The organism is Leucothrix arctica (genome assembly GCF_003172895.1).
In the GTDB taxonomy this organism is placed as follows: domain Bacteria; phylum Pseudomonadota; class Gammaproteobacteria; order Thiotrichales; family Thiotrichaceae; genus Leucothrix; species Leucothrix arctica.
Map to the genome: position 1 here is coordinate 32,816 of NZ_QGKL01000037.1, position 17,872 is coordinate 50,687.

11 protein-coding genes are annotated in these 17,872 nt (G+C 41.7%); 1 reads left to right on the top strand and 10 read right to left on the bottom strand.

Going from position 1 to position 17,872, the window contains the following annotated elements:
• Positions 1 to 1,524 carry an LTA synthase family protein gene (locus tag DKT75_RS13815; RefSeq protein ID WP_109824029.1) on the top strand — a complete coding sequence of 508 codons (1,524 nt, stop codon included), beginning with the start codon at positions 1 to 3 and terminating at the stop codon, positions 1,522 to 1,524.
• Here the strand turns inward: DKT75_RS13815 and DKT75_RS13820 are convergent.
• The 10 genes from DKT75_RS13820 to DKT75_RS13860 form a co-directional block, all read right to left on the bottom strand.
• Positions 1,513 to 2,301, bottom strand: a complete 789-nt coding sequence (locus DKT75_RS13820) for a formyltransferase family protein (RefSeq protein WP_109824030.1) — start codon at positions 2,299 to 2,301, stop codon at positions 1,513 to 1,515. The genes DKT75_RS13815 and DKT75_RS13820 overlap by 12 nt on opposite strands.
• Positions 2,298 to 3,650, bottom strand: coding sequence for an aminotransferase class I/II-fold pyridoxal phosphate-dependent enzyme (locus DKT75_RS13825; RefSeq protein ID WP_109824031.1), 1,353 nt, complete (start codon positions 3,648 to 3,650; stop codon positions 2,298 to 2,300). Before DKT75_RS13825 ends, DKT75_RS13820 begins: the two co-directional genes overlap by 4 nt.
• Positions 3,643 to 11,190 carry a type I polyketide synthase gene (locus DKT75_RS13830; RefSeq protein WP_109824032.1) on the bottom strand — a complete coding sequence of 2,516 codons (7,548 nt, stop codon included), beginning with the start codon at positions 11,188 to 11,190 and terminating at the stop codon, positions 3,643 to 3,645. The genes DKT75_RS13825 and DKT75_RS13830 overlap by 8 nt, the downstream gene beginning before the upstream one ends.
• A 212-nt stretch (positions 11,191 to 11,402) precedes the next feature.
• The gene (locus DKT75_RS13835; protein ID WP_109824033.1) at positions 11,403 to 14,414 is read right to left on the bottom strand and encodes a glycosyltransferase family 29 protein; all 3,012 of its coding nucleotides are present in this window, start codon (positions 14,412 to 14,414) and stop codon (positions 11,403 to 11,405) included.
• Positions 14,415 to 14,557: 143 nt separating this feature from the next.
• Positions 14,558 to 15,592 (bottom strand): glycosyltransferase family protein, encoded by a 1,035-nt coding sequence (locus DKT75_RS13840; RefSeq protein WP_146201386.1) that lies wholly within the window; start codon positions 15,590 to 15,592, stop codon positions 14,558 to 14,560.
• A gap of 3 nt (positions 15,593 to 15,595) precedes the next feature.
• Positions 15,596 to 16,144, bottom strand: a complete 549-nt coding sequence (gene rfbC, locus DKT75_RS13845; protein ID WP_109824035.1) for a dTDP-4-dehydrorhamnose 3,5-epimerase — start codon at positions 16,142 to 16,144, stop codon at positions 15,596 to 15,598.
• Between the two features lie 186 nt (positions 16,145 to 16,330).
• The gene (locus DKT75_RS22045) at positions 16,331 to 16,663 is read right to left on the bottom strand and encodes a glycosyltransferase family protein (RefSeq protein ID WP_211665433.1); all 333 of its coding nucleotides are present in this window, start codon (positions 16,661 to 16,663) and stop codon (positions 16,331 to 16,333) included.
• 143 nt (positions 16,664 to 16,806) lie between these two features.
• A complete protein-coding gene (locus DKT75_RS22050) occupies positions 16,807 to 16,983 on the bottom strand; it encodes a cytidylyltransferase domain-containing protein (protein ID WP_211665435.1) in 177 nt (58 codons plus the stop codon).
• Positions 16,980 to 17,402, bottom strand: coding sequence for an HAD family hydrolase (locus DKT75_RS13855; protein WP_109824036.1), 423 nt, complete (start codon positions 17,400 to 17,402; stop codon positions 16,980 to 16,982). Before DKT75_RS13855 ends, DKT75_RS22050 begins: the two co-directional genes overlap by 4 nt.
• A gap of 166 nt (positions 17,403 to 17,568) precedes the next feature.
• Positions 17,569 to 17,872: integrase core domain-containing protein (locus DKT75_RS13860; RefSeq protein ID WP_146201387.1), on the bottom strand; the 304-nt coding region annotated here is incomplete at its 5' end.

The following is a 17,872-nucleotide window of genomic DNA, read 5'->3' on the forward strand; positions in this document are numbered from 1 at the left end:
ATGGCTTACTTGTTTGCTTTTGGCTCTTGCTTATTTCTTACGTTGGTTTTGGAGTGCTTCTTCAAGCCTCGTCCTTTCCTATTTTTTAAACGTAGAAAACAACCGCTATTAATATTGCTGTTATTGGTTACCTGCCTATTTTCTTTTGCTCTAGTGTTAACTCAGCGGCCCTACTTCTCAGCTAGTCTGGCTGTTTTAGGTTTTTTTGTCGTATTAATGGTGAATAATGCGAAGTTCAAAACGTTGCGTGAGCCTCTTGTTTTCTCAGATTTTTTCTTATACCAGCAAGCAATTAAGCACCCACGGTTATACCTCCCATTTCTAGGTGTTATACCACTAATAATATTGATTCTCTTGGTAGGGCTCATCGCAAGTGCGGGTTTTTACTTTGAAGCCGCGGACTACTCAGTATTTTCTGGGATAACTGTAGGTGTGCTACTGGCCTTTATTACTAGTGTTATAAGTTTGAAGAGGCTTTCTGAGAAAGTTGTGATCACCAATGATGTGATAGAGGATAGCCGCTGTTTAGGTATCTTGGCAGCATTATGTAGCTATGGTGCCCAAGCTGCTGAACAACGGTCAAAATTAGAAAGTACGATAAAAGCCAAGTCTCCTTATTCGATAACATCAAAGTCGACTGCGCTGATAAGTCCATTAGGTTTGTCCGATATAGTAATAGTACAAAGTGAGTCATTTTTTGATGCGCGGATACTAACGGATACAATCAAGACTGATGTCCTAACTGAATATGATAAATGTTTACTTGAAAGTGTCTGCCACGGGCGTTTAAAGGTTCCGGCATGGGGAGCGAATACTATGAGAACCGAATTCGCTTTTTTAACCGGACTTGAACCTCAGACTTTGGGATTAGCTCAGTTTTATCCTTATCAACAACTTCTTAATATGATGATCCCTTCTGTGGTCAGTGAGTTGAAGGCAAAAGGGTATTGGTGTGTCTGTATTCATCCAAATGCTGCCAGTTTCTTTATGCGTGATGAGTTCTTTAAGCAGTTGGGATTTGATGAGTTTGTTGATGCCGATGAATTTGTTGATGCTAAGCGTGAGGGGCCGTATGTGTCTGACTTGGAAGTGTCTGAAAAAATCAAACTTCTGTTAAATGAAACCGCTCAACCATGTTTCGTTTTTGCAATTACCATGGAAAATCATGGGCCGCTACATCTAGAAAGTGTGGCATATGACGAGTGGAAAACTTATTTTAGGCAAGAACCTAAGTCTGGTTTAACTGATTTGACGGTTTATTTGCGCCACCTGAAAAATGCGGATGCAATGATTAAGCACCAACTCGCATTTCATAAGGAGCGGGAGCGGGATACCGTATTTGGTTTTTATGGCGATCATGTGCCGGCGATTTCGCCTGTTTTTGAAGCTTTCGATTACGACGACCCGAGGTCGAACTATTTCATTTGGTCAAATACTCATACTGGTGGCAAGAAGTCTTCAGAGGTAAGTGTTGAATCGCTTGGAAAAAAAGTTTTGAGTCTAGCTAATGTACTAGCGAAATAGGAATCGCAAAAAGCCAAACTTTCTATACTGTTTAAATTGCTTTACCTGTGCTCTTGATGGCCAAGAATCGTATCGACTTAATTCTTTTTTAACCGTGGTGCTAGGGTGCTCTACTCTATTAGATAACACGCTAACAAATAGCTTAGCACCAACACTAAAAAGCTTGGTATTCAGTGATAGCAATGTGTCTGTTAATGTTATTTCTTGATATTTTTGAGTAATGACCGCGCCTGTATCAAAGCCTTCTGCTAGGTGGTGAAGCGTCACGCCTGTTTCATTATAACTCTCTGTTAAAGCATAGAATGCAGGGTCGACCCCTTTTAAGTCTGGAAGGAGTGATGGGTGTAAGTTAATTGCAGCCTCTTGCGCTAAAGTATAAGTACTTGGGTGCACTAACTGATTAAAGTGTGCACAAAAAATGATGTCAGGATCAATTTTTTTGATTTTATCCTGTACGGTTTTGGAATTAATATCGGCGGTTAAAATTAGAGGTATATGATTTTTTTTGCTGATTGAAGAGATGCTGCCATGTTTGGATAACGCCGGGAAAAGTCGATAGCCTTGAGTAACCATTAGGAGATATAAAGCATATTGAACACCACTGATACTAATACGCTTTATATCGGATATCAGTTTGTTTTCTTTTGCTTTAAGATTTCGTGTTGATACGATAATTGCAGCTACTTCAATATTTGGCGCGCTGAGTATTTCTGTTAGTACGATGCTCGAATACAGAGAAGGGTAGGTACAAAATACAACGCGCTTTTGTTTATTCACTTTAGATCGTTAAGTGCTGTGCTTAAGGTTTGAATCGTCGTAGTAATTTGCACATCGGTATGTTCTGAACTGATGAAAAAACGTAATCGTGCAGCCTTGTCTTCTACTGCAGGACGCAGTATTGGTTGAACGTTAATACCAGCATCAAACATGATATTTGACAACTCCACCGCCTTTTTAGAGCTACCAGCCATTGCTGGAATAACAGAGTAACCTTCACTTTTCCCTGTATCGATACCTGCCTCTTTCGCTAATCTAAGAAAAAGCTCACCGCGTGATTGTAAGCGTTTCACTCGTTCAGGCTGATTATTCATCAACTTGATAGACTTGAGTGATGCTGCTGCAAGAGGTGGAGCGATACCTACACTGTATAAAAAACCAGGTGCGTAGTGTCGTAAGTGTTTAATCAATGCGTGTTCACCAGCGATGTAACCACCACAGCTAGCAAAGCTTTTACTGAGAGTTCCCATCCAGATGTCGATGCTTTTAAAGTCTATGTCGAGATGTTCTGCAATTCCGCGTCCTGTATTGCCAAGAACGCCCATTGAGTGTGCTTCATCAACCATTAGAAAAGCGTGGTGACGTTTTTTGATTTCTACGAACTTTTCGAGATCAGGAATATCGCCATCCATGCTGTATAGACCTTCGATAACAACCAATACACGCTCAAAATTAGAACGATTACCACTTAACAAATCCTCAAGGTGCTGCCAGTCATTGTGACGAAACGGGATACGCTTTGCCCCAGAAAGCTGTGCGCCTTGTAGAATACTGTTATGGGCGAGAGAGTCATGCAGTATTAGATCTTTAGGGCCAAATAGATAACCAATAACGGAGACGTTAGTTGCATGGCCACTGACAAATGTTAATGCATCGTCGACTTGGTAAAGGTTGGCTATCTCTTTCTCAAGTGACTGTTGTACTGTGCGCTCACCAGATACCATTCTGCTAGCAGAGACGGTTGTACCATATCTCTCAAGTGCATCTTGTGAGGCCTTGATAACCTCAGGGTGCCCACCAAAGCCAAGGTAGTTATAGCTAGAGAAGTTAATATAATCTTTGCCATTAATACGCGACGTTGCGGATGCGATTCCATCATGAGTTTTAAAGAAGGGGCTATTGATGCCGAGTGTTTTCCCTCCTTTCTCCATAAACTCAATTTCTTTATAGCCATCGAATTGTTCAAAGCTAGTCCACTTTTTATTAATCGATTTGCTAAAAATCCCTTTCGTTGGATCTGCAGGTTTCTCTTGTTGCTGCTTTTGCTTTTTTTGTTTCGCATTGAGCGCTTTATTTAAGAGTAATTCCTTCGTCGCATCGCTGAGGCCATTTTTTTTGAATTTACTCATCAGAGTCCGGTGTCCGAGTTATATTGGCTAGATCATCTTGTGAAATAGCTGTTCCATGTTTCGATGCTAGATTTACCATTGTTTCATCTACTTCTGGTTTAGCAGCATCATTGATCTTAGAGTAAATTTTCTCCGAAATTTTGTTGATGCTACCACCTTCCGTCAAGCTCATTAATGGTAACTTGGTTTTAAAGCGTTCTTCAATAGCCAGCAATAACTCCATACCCATCAACGAATCCATACCTAAGTCATAGATTGGGCTAGCGGGATTTATTTTATCCATTGGTAGACGTAGAATTTGTGAAATCTCACGAGTCAGCATTGTTGCTATCAATGCTTGCACCTCTTCTTCGCTCATGCCTTCAATGTGGGTGAAAAAGTCATCGCCATCATCGTTACTAGTATGACGATCTAGCCAATTGTTTTGTTGAGTGAACTTTGGTGACTTGGCACTTGGCATAGTGCGTTTTATAGCTTTCCAGTCGAAATTGATATAAGCATTGCCCGGCTGTTCTGGGTCAAGGATTAACTTTTCAAGTTCAGCTAACGCTTCTTTAGATATTAGTGCTTCACCCCCAAACCGTGACACCAATGAGTCTTGTGTGTCCTTATTACGGGCAAGGAAGCCAACGTCAGAGATTGCACCCCAAGCAGCGTAGCATGCAGTAAGGCCGAGTTGACGTCGATACAAGGCAAGGTTTTCTAACATGTAGTTAGCAGCTACATAGTTAGCTTGTCCAGGATTACCAAACAGCGTTGTTGCTGAGGAATAAAGCACGAAAAAGTCTAGTTGAAGATCTTTTGTCTGTTCGTGTAAGTTCCATGCGCCAGCTGCTTTTGCACCGATCACATTATCTAGTTGCTCAGTCGTCATGTTTCTAATCAGCGCATCATCAAACACAGTTGCTGCATGAACCACGCCACCGACTCTTATTTCATTAGTAGTGAGGTTGGTAAATACAGCCTTGAGCTGTGATTCGTTGGTTACATCGCAAGCAGGCGAGTAAACAGTAATACCTGCAGCTTCAAATTTAGTGATAGCTTCCAAAGACTCTTCTGTTACGGGGCCTTTTCTACCCAGTAGTGTTAAGTGCTTAGCACCTTTGCTGGCTAGCCATTGTGCGGTTGTAAGACCAAATCCGCTCAACCCACCAGTAACGATATAAGTGGCAGATTCATCAAGCGCCAATGTTTGTGTTGTAAGCCGCGTTTCAACAGGTAATGACTCCGGCAGTCGTAAAATAACTTTACCGATCTGTCTAGACTGTTGCATATAGCTAAAGGCATCTTGTATGCGGTTAGCATCAAAGACACGGTGCGGCAGTGGATGGATCTCTTTTTCTTCAAACAACACCATCAGGTCTTTGAACAGTCGCTTAGCTAGGCTAGCTTTTTCAGTTAGTAGTTGGTCAGCATCAATACCAAAGTAGGTGATATTGTTACGGAACGGTCGTAGGCCGATACGAGAGTTTTCATAAAAGTCTCGCTTACCAAGCTCTAAGAAACGTCCGAAGGGCTTTAGTATAGAAAGGTTACGATTAACCGCTTCACCATAAACCGAGTTCAAGACAACATCGATGCCTTCGCCTTCGGTGATTTCGAAAATATCATTTTCGAACGATAGGCTTCTAGAGTCCAGTACATGATGAGCGCCAATATTCTTAACAAATGCACGCTTTTCTGGTGTTCCTGCTGCCGCAAAAACTTCAGCGCCAAGGTGTAGCGCAAGTTGTACTGCTGCAATACCAACACCGCCGCTAGCACCATGAATCAAGACTTTTTCACCTTCCTGCAGTTGAGCTAGATGAACAAACGCATAATAAACGGTGAAGAATGTTGTTGGAACGGTAGCGGCTTCCTCAAAACTCCAGTCTTTTGGTTTATGGGCCGTTGCTGTTGTTCCTGTGATGACTCTGTTCGAGAAGCAAGCAGGTGCAAAGCCTAGTACTTCATCGCCAATAGCAAACTCAGTAACAGAAGCACCAATTTTGGTAACAATCCCCGCTGTTTCCATACCAAGTGTTGGACCAGCAAAACCGTTCTCTACTGCTTCATCTGATAGTAGCCCCATTGCATACATAATATCTCTGAAGTTTAGGCCAGAGGCAATTGGACGTATTTCGATTTGATCTTCACCTAATCGAGACTCGCTTTGTGCTCGCCAGTATAGGTTTTTGAAGGAACCAGGTACTTTAAAATCAAGTGATGCGGGCAGAGTGCTTTCTTTGGTATGTGCTTCGCTGAAGTCAGTTTGCTGCATACGAAGAACATGACGGCCTTTAGCGGATAGCATGACCTCATCATTACCATCATCATTTAATACTTCCTGAGCAAAGTTAAGCTCAGGCTCGCTTAAGACATGACGGCCAGTATCAATGAGTCGACAACGTAAATCTGGGTACTCATTCATAATAACGCGTCCGAAGCCCCACATCGTTGATGATTTCGGTTCAAACATTGGTTCAGCTTTTACACTAATGGCCGTTGCTGCGCCGCTAGTGACAATAACAAGTTGAGGGATATCCTCTAAACTTTCTAATACACCAAGTAGCGGGTGGATACGGTGCATCGGTGTTAACAAGTCATCCTTACACGCAGTCGCCAGATAAATGACTCGATCATAGTTATTACAAGACAAAAGCTGTGAGTAATCTGCTACTGACTCCATATTGCATATGAAGTCAGTACTTGAAATCTCCTCAAATCCAGAACCATGTTTTGCATGGCTTGCTTTAATATTTACTGATGATGGTAGTGCTATAGAATTTTTAGCGTCAAACATCTCAACAGGATTGATGACTAGCCAGTGCTCTTGAGTAGCACTGACCTCTTCGACAAACTCAGGTTCTTGTTGCTCGCCTTTAGTTGCGAATAATAAGAAAACACCTTGTTGGTTGTCACTAAAGCTATCTTCAAGGCTTGTTGCTTCAATGAAGTTGCTATCACTTAATTGTTGTGACCAGTCAGAAGCTGTCATCAGTCGCGAGTGGTCCGTTCCCCACCATTCCGGAGAGGTACCAAAGGTTAAGTCAGTAAAACGATCAGGTGCTCGTTCAAGAGCAAACAATTGTCCATTGGTATTGAGTAGCGTGCTAACTTTCTTTAAACCAGCACTACGATTATCCAACTTATGTAGCACGTGTGAGCTAATGATCAAATCAATATCTTGTGGAGCTGTTTCAATATCAATGTCGTTGATATTTAATACCATCGTTTGTGCTGAGTCACTTGTTTCAAATAGGCGCGTGAGGCTCCCCAGCTTTGACTCATCTGCATAGGCAACCGTTAGTTCAAATGCTTGATTGTTTAATAATGAAAGCAGGTTGTGAGTGAGTTGGTCAGGATAATCTGAGATAACAAGCACACGACAGAGTTGCTGTGAGTCGAACTGCTCTAGCAATGATTCAACAGATGTTAGTAGTGCTTGATTGAATGGTGCATAACTTGGAGCGCCTTCAAACAACTGCTCTAATAAACTGCTTTTTTCAGGGGACAATACTGCTTGGCCAGTCAATTCGCCAGTTAGAACTTCAGTCAGCTGCTCACCGCACTGTGAAAGTACAAGTAACTCAGGCAGGTAGGTCGGTGCTGCCTGGTAGATGTATTGCCAGATATCATTAGCTTCTGCTAACTCTTCAGCTTGCAGGTTCGCATAGTCACCATTAATCGCAACAAGGTCATTTTCTTCCAAAATAGCGAGAAGACGATTAAATAAAGGGTGTAGTGCATCATCTAAGGTTTCTTTGGCCTCAGACAGGCTGATGGAACCTTTGTTTGTTACATTGTTAATTGCATCGAAGGCATAAGACGAAGCCATCATGTCGATAAGTAGCGAATACTCATTAAAGTGCTTGTTTCTTAGTGTTGCTAGATCGCTTTTATCTAACGCTAGCTGTGTTGATTTTACGAGTGAGTCAACATCAACTGAAGGTGTTGCTACCGGGTGCTTTTGGTGAGGTAGTAGCTTTGTTTTGTATTGATACTGATTGATCTTCTTCGGTAGTGCAGATTTGAACTGGATTTGCCTAAATCGGCACTTTTCTAATATAACAACAGTTTCGCTATTACCGTCTAGTAGATAAAAGTTTGCAACCAATGAGCGCGGGCTTCTGCGGACCACCTCGATAAGTACCTGCTTAATACTGCCAGCATGAGACTTTAGTAAATGCAGACTGCCAACTTGAATAGGAATCAATGCTTCATTGATGCCGGATAAGATAGCGGAGCGGCAGATGTCGACTAAAACCTGGAACCCAGAGTCCAATAGCGATGGATGAAGATGGTATGACTCAAGGTCACTTTCTAATGCTTCTGGAAGCGTTAGTTCTGCAAGTGCCGATAGCGTATTAGCGTTAACCGATGTCACTGCCTGAAAGTTTGGACCGTATTTTAGCCCTACTGTTTCTGCTAGCGTGTAATGTTCTTCACCGAGTATTCGATTGCTGTCGCTGAGAAGATCATTGTTAAGAGATACCACTTTTGGTTTCTTAAAAGAGTGCTTTAGTAGGCGACCAGTCGCATTTTGAGTCCACTCATCTTTACTTAGTCGATCTCGGCTAGTGACTCTGAAGCTTCCATCGCTTGGGTCAAGGTGGAAGCGTACTTTCTTAGCTGTACCTTCTTCAAGAAGAATAGGCACAGGTATTTCAACCATTTCGATGTGATGTGTTTCTGATTTGCACCAGAGCGCAGAAGCGGCAATTGCCATTTCAATAAAAGCAGCTGCTGGTAAAACGATAGCATCATCAACTACATGATCTGCCAAGTAAGGAAGCTCAGTAGTGTCTAGGTTATTTTCCCAAATAATATCGCTATCTTTTAGACGGTAACCTAGCAGAGGGTGTTCCCGTTTTCGATTTACCAAGTCGTACCCTTCTGAAGTCAGTGGGTACCAATACCGTTGACGCTGCCAAGGGTAGGGGGGTAATGCAACTGATGGAACAGTAACGGGAAATAGCTTCGTACTATCAAGAGTGACACCCGATAATATCAATTTAAGCGTATTTTGATACAGGTGCTCTTCACTATCATGTTTACGTTTCAAGCTGCCTATCACAGTGCCTTTTTTACCAGCATTTGTGAGGCAGTCACTAACATAAGCCCGCAAAATTGGGTGCGCACCTATTTCAATGAACGTATCAAAACCTTGTTCTGCTAGCTGTGTAATACCTTGATTAAACTGCACGGGCTGTCTGATGTTATCCCACCAGTAGTTTGCAGTAAGTTTTTCGCCGGACAACTCCTTACCAGTGACAGTAGATATGTATGGAAGCTTAGTTGGTTCAGGCGTTAGCTCTGAAAGTGATGTCAGAATATTACTTTCAATTTCATCCATCGCGGTGCTATGGAAAGCATAATCTAGATCTAATACTCGGTAAAAGCTACCTTGAGCTTCAACAGCAGTTTGAAGCGTCAGCAAGTCTTCTAGCTTTCCAGAAATCGTTGAGTTATTCGGGCTGTTATCACCTGCAATTTCAATCGACTCATTTAGATCAAGTGTTTGTAGCAACCCAGCGAGCGCAATATTACCTAAGCCAACTGCAGCCATTCTGCCCGTGCCTTTGGTTAATCCTTGTGCTTGGCTTCGGAAGTGGATGACACGTACCGCTTGTTCAAGGCTCAAAGCTCCTGCTGTCCACGCAGCCGCAACCTCACCCACACTGTGACCAATCACAGCATCTGCTGAAATTCCGTTATCGCTAAAGAACTCAACGATGCCGACTTGTATGGCGAAAAGTAGCGGTTGTGCAATTTCAGTCAGGTCTAGTTGACTAGTATCTTTTGCTCGAAGCAGTTCTTCTTCTAAAGAGTAGTCCGCTGAAAGTTCGTTCAGAAGCACGGATACCTTATCAAATATAGCTTTAAAACTTGTGTTTGATTGGTAAAGTGCTTGTCCCATCCCTTGCCATTGGCAGCCGTTACCGGTGAATACAAAAGCTAGCTTTGTGTCACTACTGTAGTTGTTTGTAATGACTTTTTTTGCAGTTCCATTCGTGGTGTATTGCTCTAACTGCTCAATAAGCTGATCAGGGTTTTCACCATACACTGCCATAGTATGAGTATGCATGCTTCGGTATTTAAACGCAGAGTAGGCAGTAGCGTAGTAGTTGTTTGTGTTGAGTTTTAGGTGTGCTAAGTATTGCTCTGCTACGTTGCTTAGTGCTTCAGGGGCGCGCGCTGAAAGTATGAGTGGTGGCGTTAAGTTACTGATAGTGTCAGGACTCGCCTGGTCGATAGTTTGAGGTTTGTACTCTTCTATGAGTACGTGAGCATTCGCACCACCAAACCCGAACGAGTTGATGCCAACAAGATGAGGTTTTTCCTGTTCTGGGAGTGGGGTCAGCTCAGTTACTACTCGTAAGTTTAGCGCTGTAAAGTCGATGTTTTCGTTTGGCTTGTTAAAATGAAGTGATGCTGGAATAGCACGGTTCTTAAGTGTTAAAACAGCTTTCAATAAGCCAGCCATGCCCGATGCTGTTTCAAGGTGGCCTAAGTTAGTTTTAGCCGAACCAATTAATAATGGGTTTTCTGGCTTTCTATGTACGCCAATACTTTGGCCTAGAGAATTCGCTTCTAATGGGTCACCTACCGCAGTTCCCGTGCCATGCGCTTCAAGGTAGCTTAAATCAGATGCAGCAACGCCAGCATCAGAATAAATTTTATCTAGTAGCGCGCTTTGGGTTTCCATGCTAGGTACAGTAATACCTGACGTACTACCGTCACAGTTCACGCCTGAGTTAATAATTACCGCGTGAATGTGATCACCATCAGCTTCAGCTTGCGCTAGTGGTTTTAGTAAGAATATACCTGCACCTTCAGCACGAACATAGCCATTACCATCATTATCAAAGGCTTTGCAACGTCCGTCCGGAGAGAGCATTGACGCTTTTGAGAACCCAATAAAAGGAAATGGATGCAACAGCATGTTGATACCGCCACAAAGTGCGGTAGATGCTTCACCTGTCCAAATGGACTGACAGGCTTGATGAACTGCAACTAATGAAGATGAGCAAGCAGTGTCAACTGATACAGAAGGACCCTGAAGGTTAAAGTTATAGGAGATTCGGTTAGATGCAACGCTAGCGGTATTACCCGTCATGGTATATGCATCTAGAGATGCTAAGTCATCAGTGCGTCGGTGAGCGTAATCGTTACTTGCAATTCCCATATAAACCGCGCAATCAGTACCTTTTAGAGTATCAATACTAATACGTGACTCTTCAATTGCTTCCCATGCTAGTTCGAGTAGTAGCCGCTGCTGAGGATCCATTTGTTCAGCTTCTCTTGGAGATATACCAAAGAAAGCAGCATCAAATTGGTCAACGGCATCCAATACACCCGCTGCAAACGTATAACTTTTCCCGGGTTCTTTTTTGTTACCGTGAGAATAAAACTCTGTTCCCCAACGATCATCACTTATTTCGGTAACAACGTCCTGTCCTTGACTTAGTACTGACCAGTAGTTCTCTGGTGTTTTTATGCTACCTGGTAGACGGCACGCCATACCAATGATAGCGATCTGCTTATCGTTTTTAATCAAGGTTTTACCTTCTCTACGTATTCATGTTGCTTTGGGGCTTAAAGAGGGGGATGTATCTTGCCTGAGCTATTATATCTTATTGATACATGTTTATATAATTTTGCCTTAATGACTCTTTTATTGATTGTTTATTTTATAGGTTAAATGACGGCTGGACAATATAACTCAAAAAAGACGCTCAGTTTTGCTATTTTGGTACATAGAATTTCAGACTACTTTGTATATGTGGTAAACAAAGCACGAAATAGGTTCAGATATCCTGAGAGTTTTTGCGAGTAGATGCTTTGTTGTTTTTTATCAGCAAGGGATTTTGATTGTTTGTGGAGTTGACTTACTACTGTTTCAGCGTTGATATAACTCTGTGTTGACCAATCGTAATAGCGAGGGTATAAGAGCAACGTGCCTGCTACTAGTTCATCAATATTTAGCTGCCTCTGTCTCCGATCTAGAATATGACGATCATGGGTCAATCCCCAATTAGAATAAAAAGGAAGGCCATAACAGTGAACATCTATCCCCCTAAGAAGTGCTTCAAAGCCGACTAGTGACGTTAAGGTATGTACTTCGTCAGCCATATTCAAGCATATAGGAAGACTTAAGTTTTCAATTATTTGATCACAGTGTTGCAAGGCGATTTCCGATGGCATTGAACCCGCACGGTTACCACTGACAACATCAGGGTGCGGTTTGTAAATAATATATGCTGCTGGGTTTGCCTTTCTAACCGAAGTTAAGAGTTCCAGATTCGTTGTGATATCAATACACCCTAATTCGATGGATACATCATCAGCTACCTGGCCTGGTACTAAAATAACAACTTGCTCTGCACTATGCTTTGAAATGACGATGCTATGCTGTAAGCCGAGGTTATATTTACTGACACCTAACGATACGATTTGTGTTTTCAGCGTACGTGCTCGCTTCATAAGCACCGCATCAAACACATGACTACTCAAAATTGACTCTAATGTAGACGGCTGTCCAGGGTCAAAATAGATCCCTTGATCATCGAATACCAATGACGATGGCAACGAATAATTGGAACCTAAATTAACCGAACGAAGAAACCCATCTTCAAGCTTCACAATGCTTGCTTGATGTTTTTTTGCCAAGCTTTTCGCAATATTGAGGTGAGTATTAGACCATATAAAGAGTTTTGTTTTGTTATCGCATGGGTATTTTCTGGCGTCCGTTTCGCTTTTTATAAAGTGAAGTGTGTTATCAGGGTTGTGAAGCAAAGTTTTAATGAATCTTTTTTTCCATGGGGTAAAACCAATGCAAAGAAAAAGGCCTGTATTTTTTATCGCATATTTATATTGTATTACTATATGCTTCAAAACCACTTCTATCTCACAAGGCTGTTTATTAACTGGGTCTAAATAGCGAGAGTATCGTATATAAGCTGCATGGAAAATAGCGTCCAAAGATGGTCTGCTGCTCCGTCTGTTAACGATGGAAAGTGAAGGATCAAAGCGGTCTGAGGTAAGCCCCCAGCCAGCATAAAACGGTGCGCCAAAACAAATTACCAATTTATTTAGCATCAAAGCCTCGAAACCTGCTTGTGAAGAAACAACATATACTTTGTTTACTTCTTTCATCAATACTAATGGGTTTGTATTGTCTGTTAATAAATGTAAGTTGTTGGGGAGTGGATTAGGTATAGAAATACAACCACTACGTTTACCGTTAATTACATCTGGGTGAACTTTGATTAAAACATCAGACTCTGGATTCTCACTGATTGCTGCATCTAGCATGACCTGAAAAGTTTCCTTCGTAGCCATTGCATAGGGAATTGACATGTCTCCATCTACTTGGTCTAGGACTAATACAGGAGTCTTATAAGTTTTTACTTTCTTAGGTAGCACTAAAGACGCATTGTTATACTTCGTAATATGGTGAGTAGTGATTTTTGCAATGCAAGACATTGCTCTGTTCGATTGCTCAGTGTTTAGTGTAGCTGTGTTAATTAGTTGTTCTAAGTCTGATGTGGTATTAGCATCATAAAATATACCGCTTTGGTCGATGACTAATGACCATGACGCTGCGCCTAGTCTCCCTTGACTCATTGAGTGAATGAAACCATCCTCTAATGATAGATAAGGTAAACCGTGCTTTAGGGAGTAGGCGCGAGCAACTTTTGTGTTTGGTTTTTTGCCCCATGCGATGATTTGATCAACTGATTTAGAGTGTTTGTCAGAAGGTTTAAAGAGAAGCGTATGGCTACCTAGATGGCGCAATAGGCGTGAGTTCTTTGCAAGACCTTTGCTGAAAGCGCCAAGAGTCTTTTCTGGGTGCTCCTGGATCTCATTACTTGACACGAGCAAACGGAATAGCTCCTTCTCTTTAGACCATGAGTGTCTTCGTGAAGGTTTGAAGGTGTGGGAAGTTATATGGTATCGGCTACCTTTAGTGATTGTGCGGTCAAAACCATAAGTATGTAGGGTAGTACTCAAATGCTTGTGCTGGCATAGGTAGTATAACCAAAGCAAGCCAGCGCTCGGTGGTGCTCGTAATATTTTTACTAAGTCCGACCACGAGGTGATTGGGAGTGTAATAATTTTACGGTTTTGTTCTAAGTGCTGACTAGCACAACTCCAGTCCTGCAAGGTGTAGCGTACATCTCCTCCAGAGAGGACCACCCATTCCACACTGTCAGGAATTGGGTAATTCTCAGTAAATACTTCAGGTGAGGTTATCCAAATATTAGTCTTAGTTCCAACATCTCGTTGTAGATCATAGCTATTGGCTGGGAATCGATTAAACCGGCAAATGATATCGTGCCCATCAATCTCTGGTCCTAACCCAGAATTAATTAAAGAAGTGCCATTACCAATAACGGCGAGAGATTTGTCTTCTAATAGTTCAAGTAACTCCTGTCGCCAGGCGTCTTGTTGATAAAGCACTTTATCGAAATCATCCGATTTTACCTGTTGGTTTATACTTTCAGTGTTATCTATCTCACCTAGTAGTAGGCGCCTTATACGCTGATTTTGGTTTTTTTCTGCCGAGTGTTTTTTAAGCGCACCTTCTAAGCGACTAACCATTTTAGTACTTACTGCTCCATGGATATCTCGTTGCAATTTTGCATAAGCGAAATGAATGCGTGAGTTGTCTGATATTGAGCATGCTTTGGCGAGCAGCGACAGTGTTTTTTCATCATAAATGCCTTTTTTACGACGCTGCAGGGCAAGCCAATAGTAAGCATAGGTTAAAGGAAACATAAGTAAGGCTCAGTGTTGGTAATGGTTCATATGCGTGACATAGCGGTCCAGCATAGTCGATCATTAAAAGTGTATCAATCCAGAGGTTTAAATTTTGAAAATGGTAGTAGGTAGGTTTTTGCGAAACTTGCATTGAAGGTAATTCAATGATCGAGTGAGATGTTGAAAGCTAGGCAAAAAGCTCGAGCCATCTGGGCATGCTGTAATCCCTTGGCCGAGTGATGTATGTCATGCACAAGTTTTAAATAGTTTTCGGGGTCTAAGCAGTGTGTTAAATGTTTTAGCCACTCTGTATCATCATGAGCAATGAGTACTCCATGACCTACAAAGCGTTGTGCATCGGGCAAGGGGGAGCAAATAGTAGGGGCAAGGTTTGTTGCAGCCTCAATCACTTTAAGTGCAGATTTGTTTTGATTAAACGGTGTGGGCTCTAGAGGTAGTAGGTTAACCCAGCTTTTTGCTGCAGCCTGTGCGAACTGCTCAAATGGTAGTTTGGCGATGTGTTTGATTTGTGGGTGAGGTGTATTGAGTAGTTTAGTTTCTAACGGCCCGATAATAAGCAGTGAAACATCAGCGTGTTGCTTGATAAAGGTTGAAAGAACGTCTTCAATTTGCCAGAAATCACGGTCATGGCTTCGTGTACCAGGGAAGTAGGTGAGTACTTTCTTTCGTTGTTCAGGATGCTGAGGTTGTTTATAAGGCCACTTGTAGTGGGCATAGTTATGAATAATATGCGTCAGACTACCTTTTATAAGGCGCTGTACGTGGCGCTTAAGGGTGTTGGTAGAGACGATAATACGCTTAAATTGAACTAGGGCATCGTAATGACTTTTATAGTCTTTGGTGACTTGTCTTAGTGGGCGTCTGTTGTTTAATATGGCTGGGCTGACGGTTGCGTATTCAGGGTCAAATACTAGGTCGTCAAAGTCAGCGATGGTGCGAACTTTGGCGAGCTTTAATTGGCGTATTAAGCGCTTTAGCCGAGGAGTATTTCTGGGGCGTTGAAACACAACATGTGTTGTAGACGCCTCCAGTTTGAACTCGCTGATATGTTGAAGTTTGGTGTCAATGTTGAGTTGATTTAGGCCTGCACTAAGGTTCTCGCAACGATAGCGGAAAGAGGCATCTTCCACATATCGCTCTGGACTAGGTTTGCAAGAAACAAAATGGATTGTCATCGGCTAGTCAAATTTGTCAGCTAGATCAAAGGAGTCACCCTTTGCGTCTTTATCAGACAGGGTAGGTTGCTCCCTGTTAATCAAAGGCCACTCTATACCGATACTAGGGTCGTTCCATAATAAGCTGCGTTCGTATTCTGGCGCGTAATAGTCGGTGCATTTGTAGACGAACTCGGCTGTTTCACTCATTACGTAAAAACCGTGTGCAAAACCAGGTGGAACCCAAAGCATATGTTTGTTTTCTTCAGATAACTCATATCCTACCCATTTGCCGAAAGTGGGTGAGCTTTTTCGCATATCTACTGCAACGTCAAAGACGGAGCCTTGTACAACACGGACAAGCTTTCCTTGAGGTTGTTTAATTTGGTAGTGAAGACCACGTAGAATACCGTGAGCAGATTTGCTGTGGTTATCTTGGACAAAACTGTACTTACCAACTTGCTCATTGAAGTCGCGTTGTTGCCATGTTTCCATGAAGAAGCCGCGGTGGTCACCGAATACAGCTGGTTCTAGAAGTTTGACATCTGGTATTGTGCTGAAGGTATATTGCATAAGTATGATACTTTGAATTTAGAAAGAGAGGCTCTATTACAGCATAAATAAACTTGTGTATTATATTACAAAAACTCCCTAGAACGTAATACTTTGCCAAAAACGTAAGGTTAATTTTGTTTTTAATTCTTAAAGTGCTTCTTGAATTTCCTGCTTCAGTGCTGAATTGTATTTTCATTTACTCCTCTAAAGCTCTTCCGCAAATGTGAAGTCTTCAGGCCAATCAATATCAACAGGTTTAAATTTTTCTTGTTCAAATAATATTGGGTTAATACCAATGCGATCCCGAAAGAACTTGTAATTTTCCACAGATGGTATGAATGCGCCGCTATCTACTTCATACAAAGCCTCAATGTTCTGGGTCATTGGCCATTTAAGTCCATCACGATTACAACTGAGAGGGCCTTGCTTGTTCCAAATAAACCCTTGTAGTTTCAGTGCCGTCATAAGATAGTCGTAGCCTTCATTTAAGCCGTTAATGTATGTATCAATCAAGGTATCATAATCTAGGCTATTCATGAATGGAGAGGTGACATGAGTCCAAAGAATATGACCTTCATAAATCAGGTTAGGTACATAGTTAATTAATGAGTCAGTTGTTGTCGAGTTACTGCCAATATGATTTGGTCGATGACAATTCTAGTTTCATTAAGGTCTTTAGTTTACTCTAAAATACGCTCATCGTTTGATGAAAGAACTACTTGGTTTGTTTTTTCGCATTTAAGTAGTTGGTTTAGCGTTATTTTTAATAAGCCTTCTTCAACACCAGCGAAAGGCTTAGTGTTTTTATCGGGTATACGTTGACTGCCTTTTCGATAGGGCAAAAAAACAGTAATCATACTAGTTCAGTCCATTGATCTATTACAGAGAAACCTTTCATCTGGCTTTCAGTTGCTAACTTGTCAGGTACATTAGAGTAAGGACGGTAAGCGATAAAGTTAATTTGATTGTCTAAGGATGCTTCTAAATCTGATATTGCATAGCCAAACATAATTGCGTTTTTTGAGTTTTCTAGGTTTAAAATATGCTTAATATTCTCTGATTTAGTTGAAGGGGAGGCATAAATGCCATCAAAGTATTGGTCTAGTTTTCTGATTTTAAATACCTCTCTTAACTCTTCTTGTGCTGAGCCGCTAGCTATATATTTCTTTCTTTGAGGATTTTGAATAAACTCAAGGAAACTAGGTGTAATGTCTGCTTGTAGGTAGAGCTGTTGGCATCGCGATGAGAATAGCTCAAGTATTTGCTGCTTGATCAATTCTCTACTACTTGTCTCATCTAAATCTAAAAGCTCTTCAACGAAGTGCTTGATGTGATGATAGCGAGATTTACCAAAGCCGTGTTACCCACAAACTGTAGACAATCTGTATAGTTAGATTTAACAACTACGGAGGTGCTGAAATGGCACGTAAAAAGTATCAAGCTTATACTGAAGAGTTTCGCCGCGTGTCGAGAACCGCGTGGTTGTAAACTTTCTTTTTGAATAAATCAGGTTTGTCTAATTGCCACTGCTTCATACTTTGAATAGGGGTCAAATGTCCAAGGTTTCTTTGAATAACGTGGTGATTATACGTGATTAAGTAACGTTTTAGCGTTGTTTCCATTTCTTCGGCAGAAGCAAAGTAGGTGGACTTAATCACCTGTGATATTCGACCATTAAAGCGTTCCACCATGCCATTAGTTTGTGGGTGTTTTGCTGGAATTAAACGGTGCTCTATTGTCAATGAG

Excerpts from the sequence above, each read along its gene's own strand:
- DKT75_RS13840 (WP_146201386.1), bottom strand. The coding sequence starts at position 15,592 with ATGACAATCCATTTTGTTTCTTGCAAACCTAGTCCAGAGCGATATGTG.
- DKT75_RS13825 (WP_109824031.1), bottom strand. The coding sequence starts at position 3,650 with ATGAGTAAATTCAAAAAAAATGGCCTCAGCGATGCGACGAAGGAATTA.
- DKT75_RS13835 (WP_109824033.1), bottom strand. The coding sequence starts at position 14,414 with ATGTTTCCTTTAACCTATGCTTACTATTGGCTTGCCCTGCAGCGTCGT.
- DKT75_RS13815 (WP_109824029.1), top strand. The coding sequence starts at position 1 with ATGGCTTACTTGTTTGCTTTTGGCTCTTGCTTATTTCTTACGTTGGTT.
- DKT75_RS22045 (WP_211665433.1), bottom strand. The coding sequence starts at position 16,663 with ATGAATAGCCTAGATTATGATACCTTGATTGATACATACATTAACGGC.
- rfbC (WP_109824035.1), bottom strand. The coding sequence starts at position 16,144 with ATGCAATATACCTTCAGCACAATACCAGATGTCAAACTTCTAGAACCA.
- DKT75_RS22050 (WP_211665435.1), bottom strand. The coding sequence starts at position 16,983 with ATGATTACTGTTTTTTTGCCCTATCGAAAAGGCAGTCAACGTATACCC.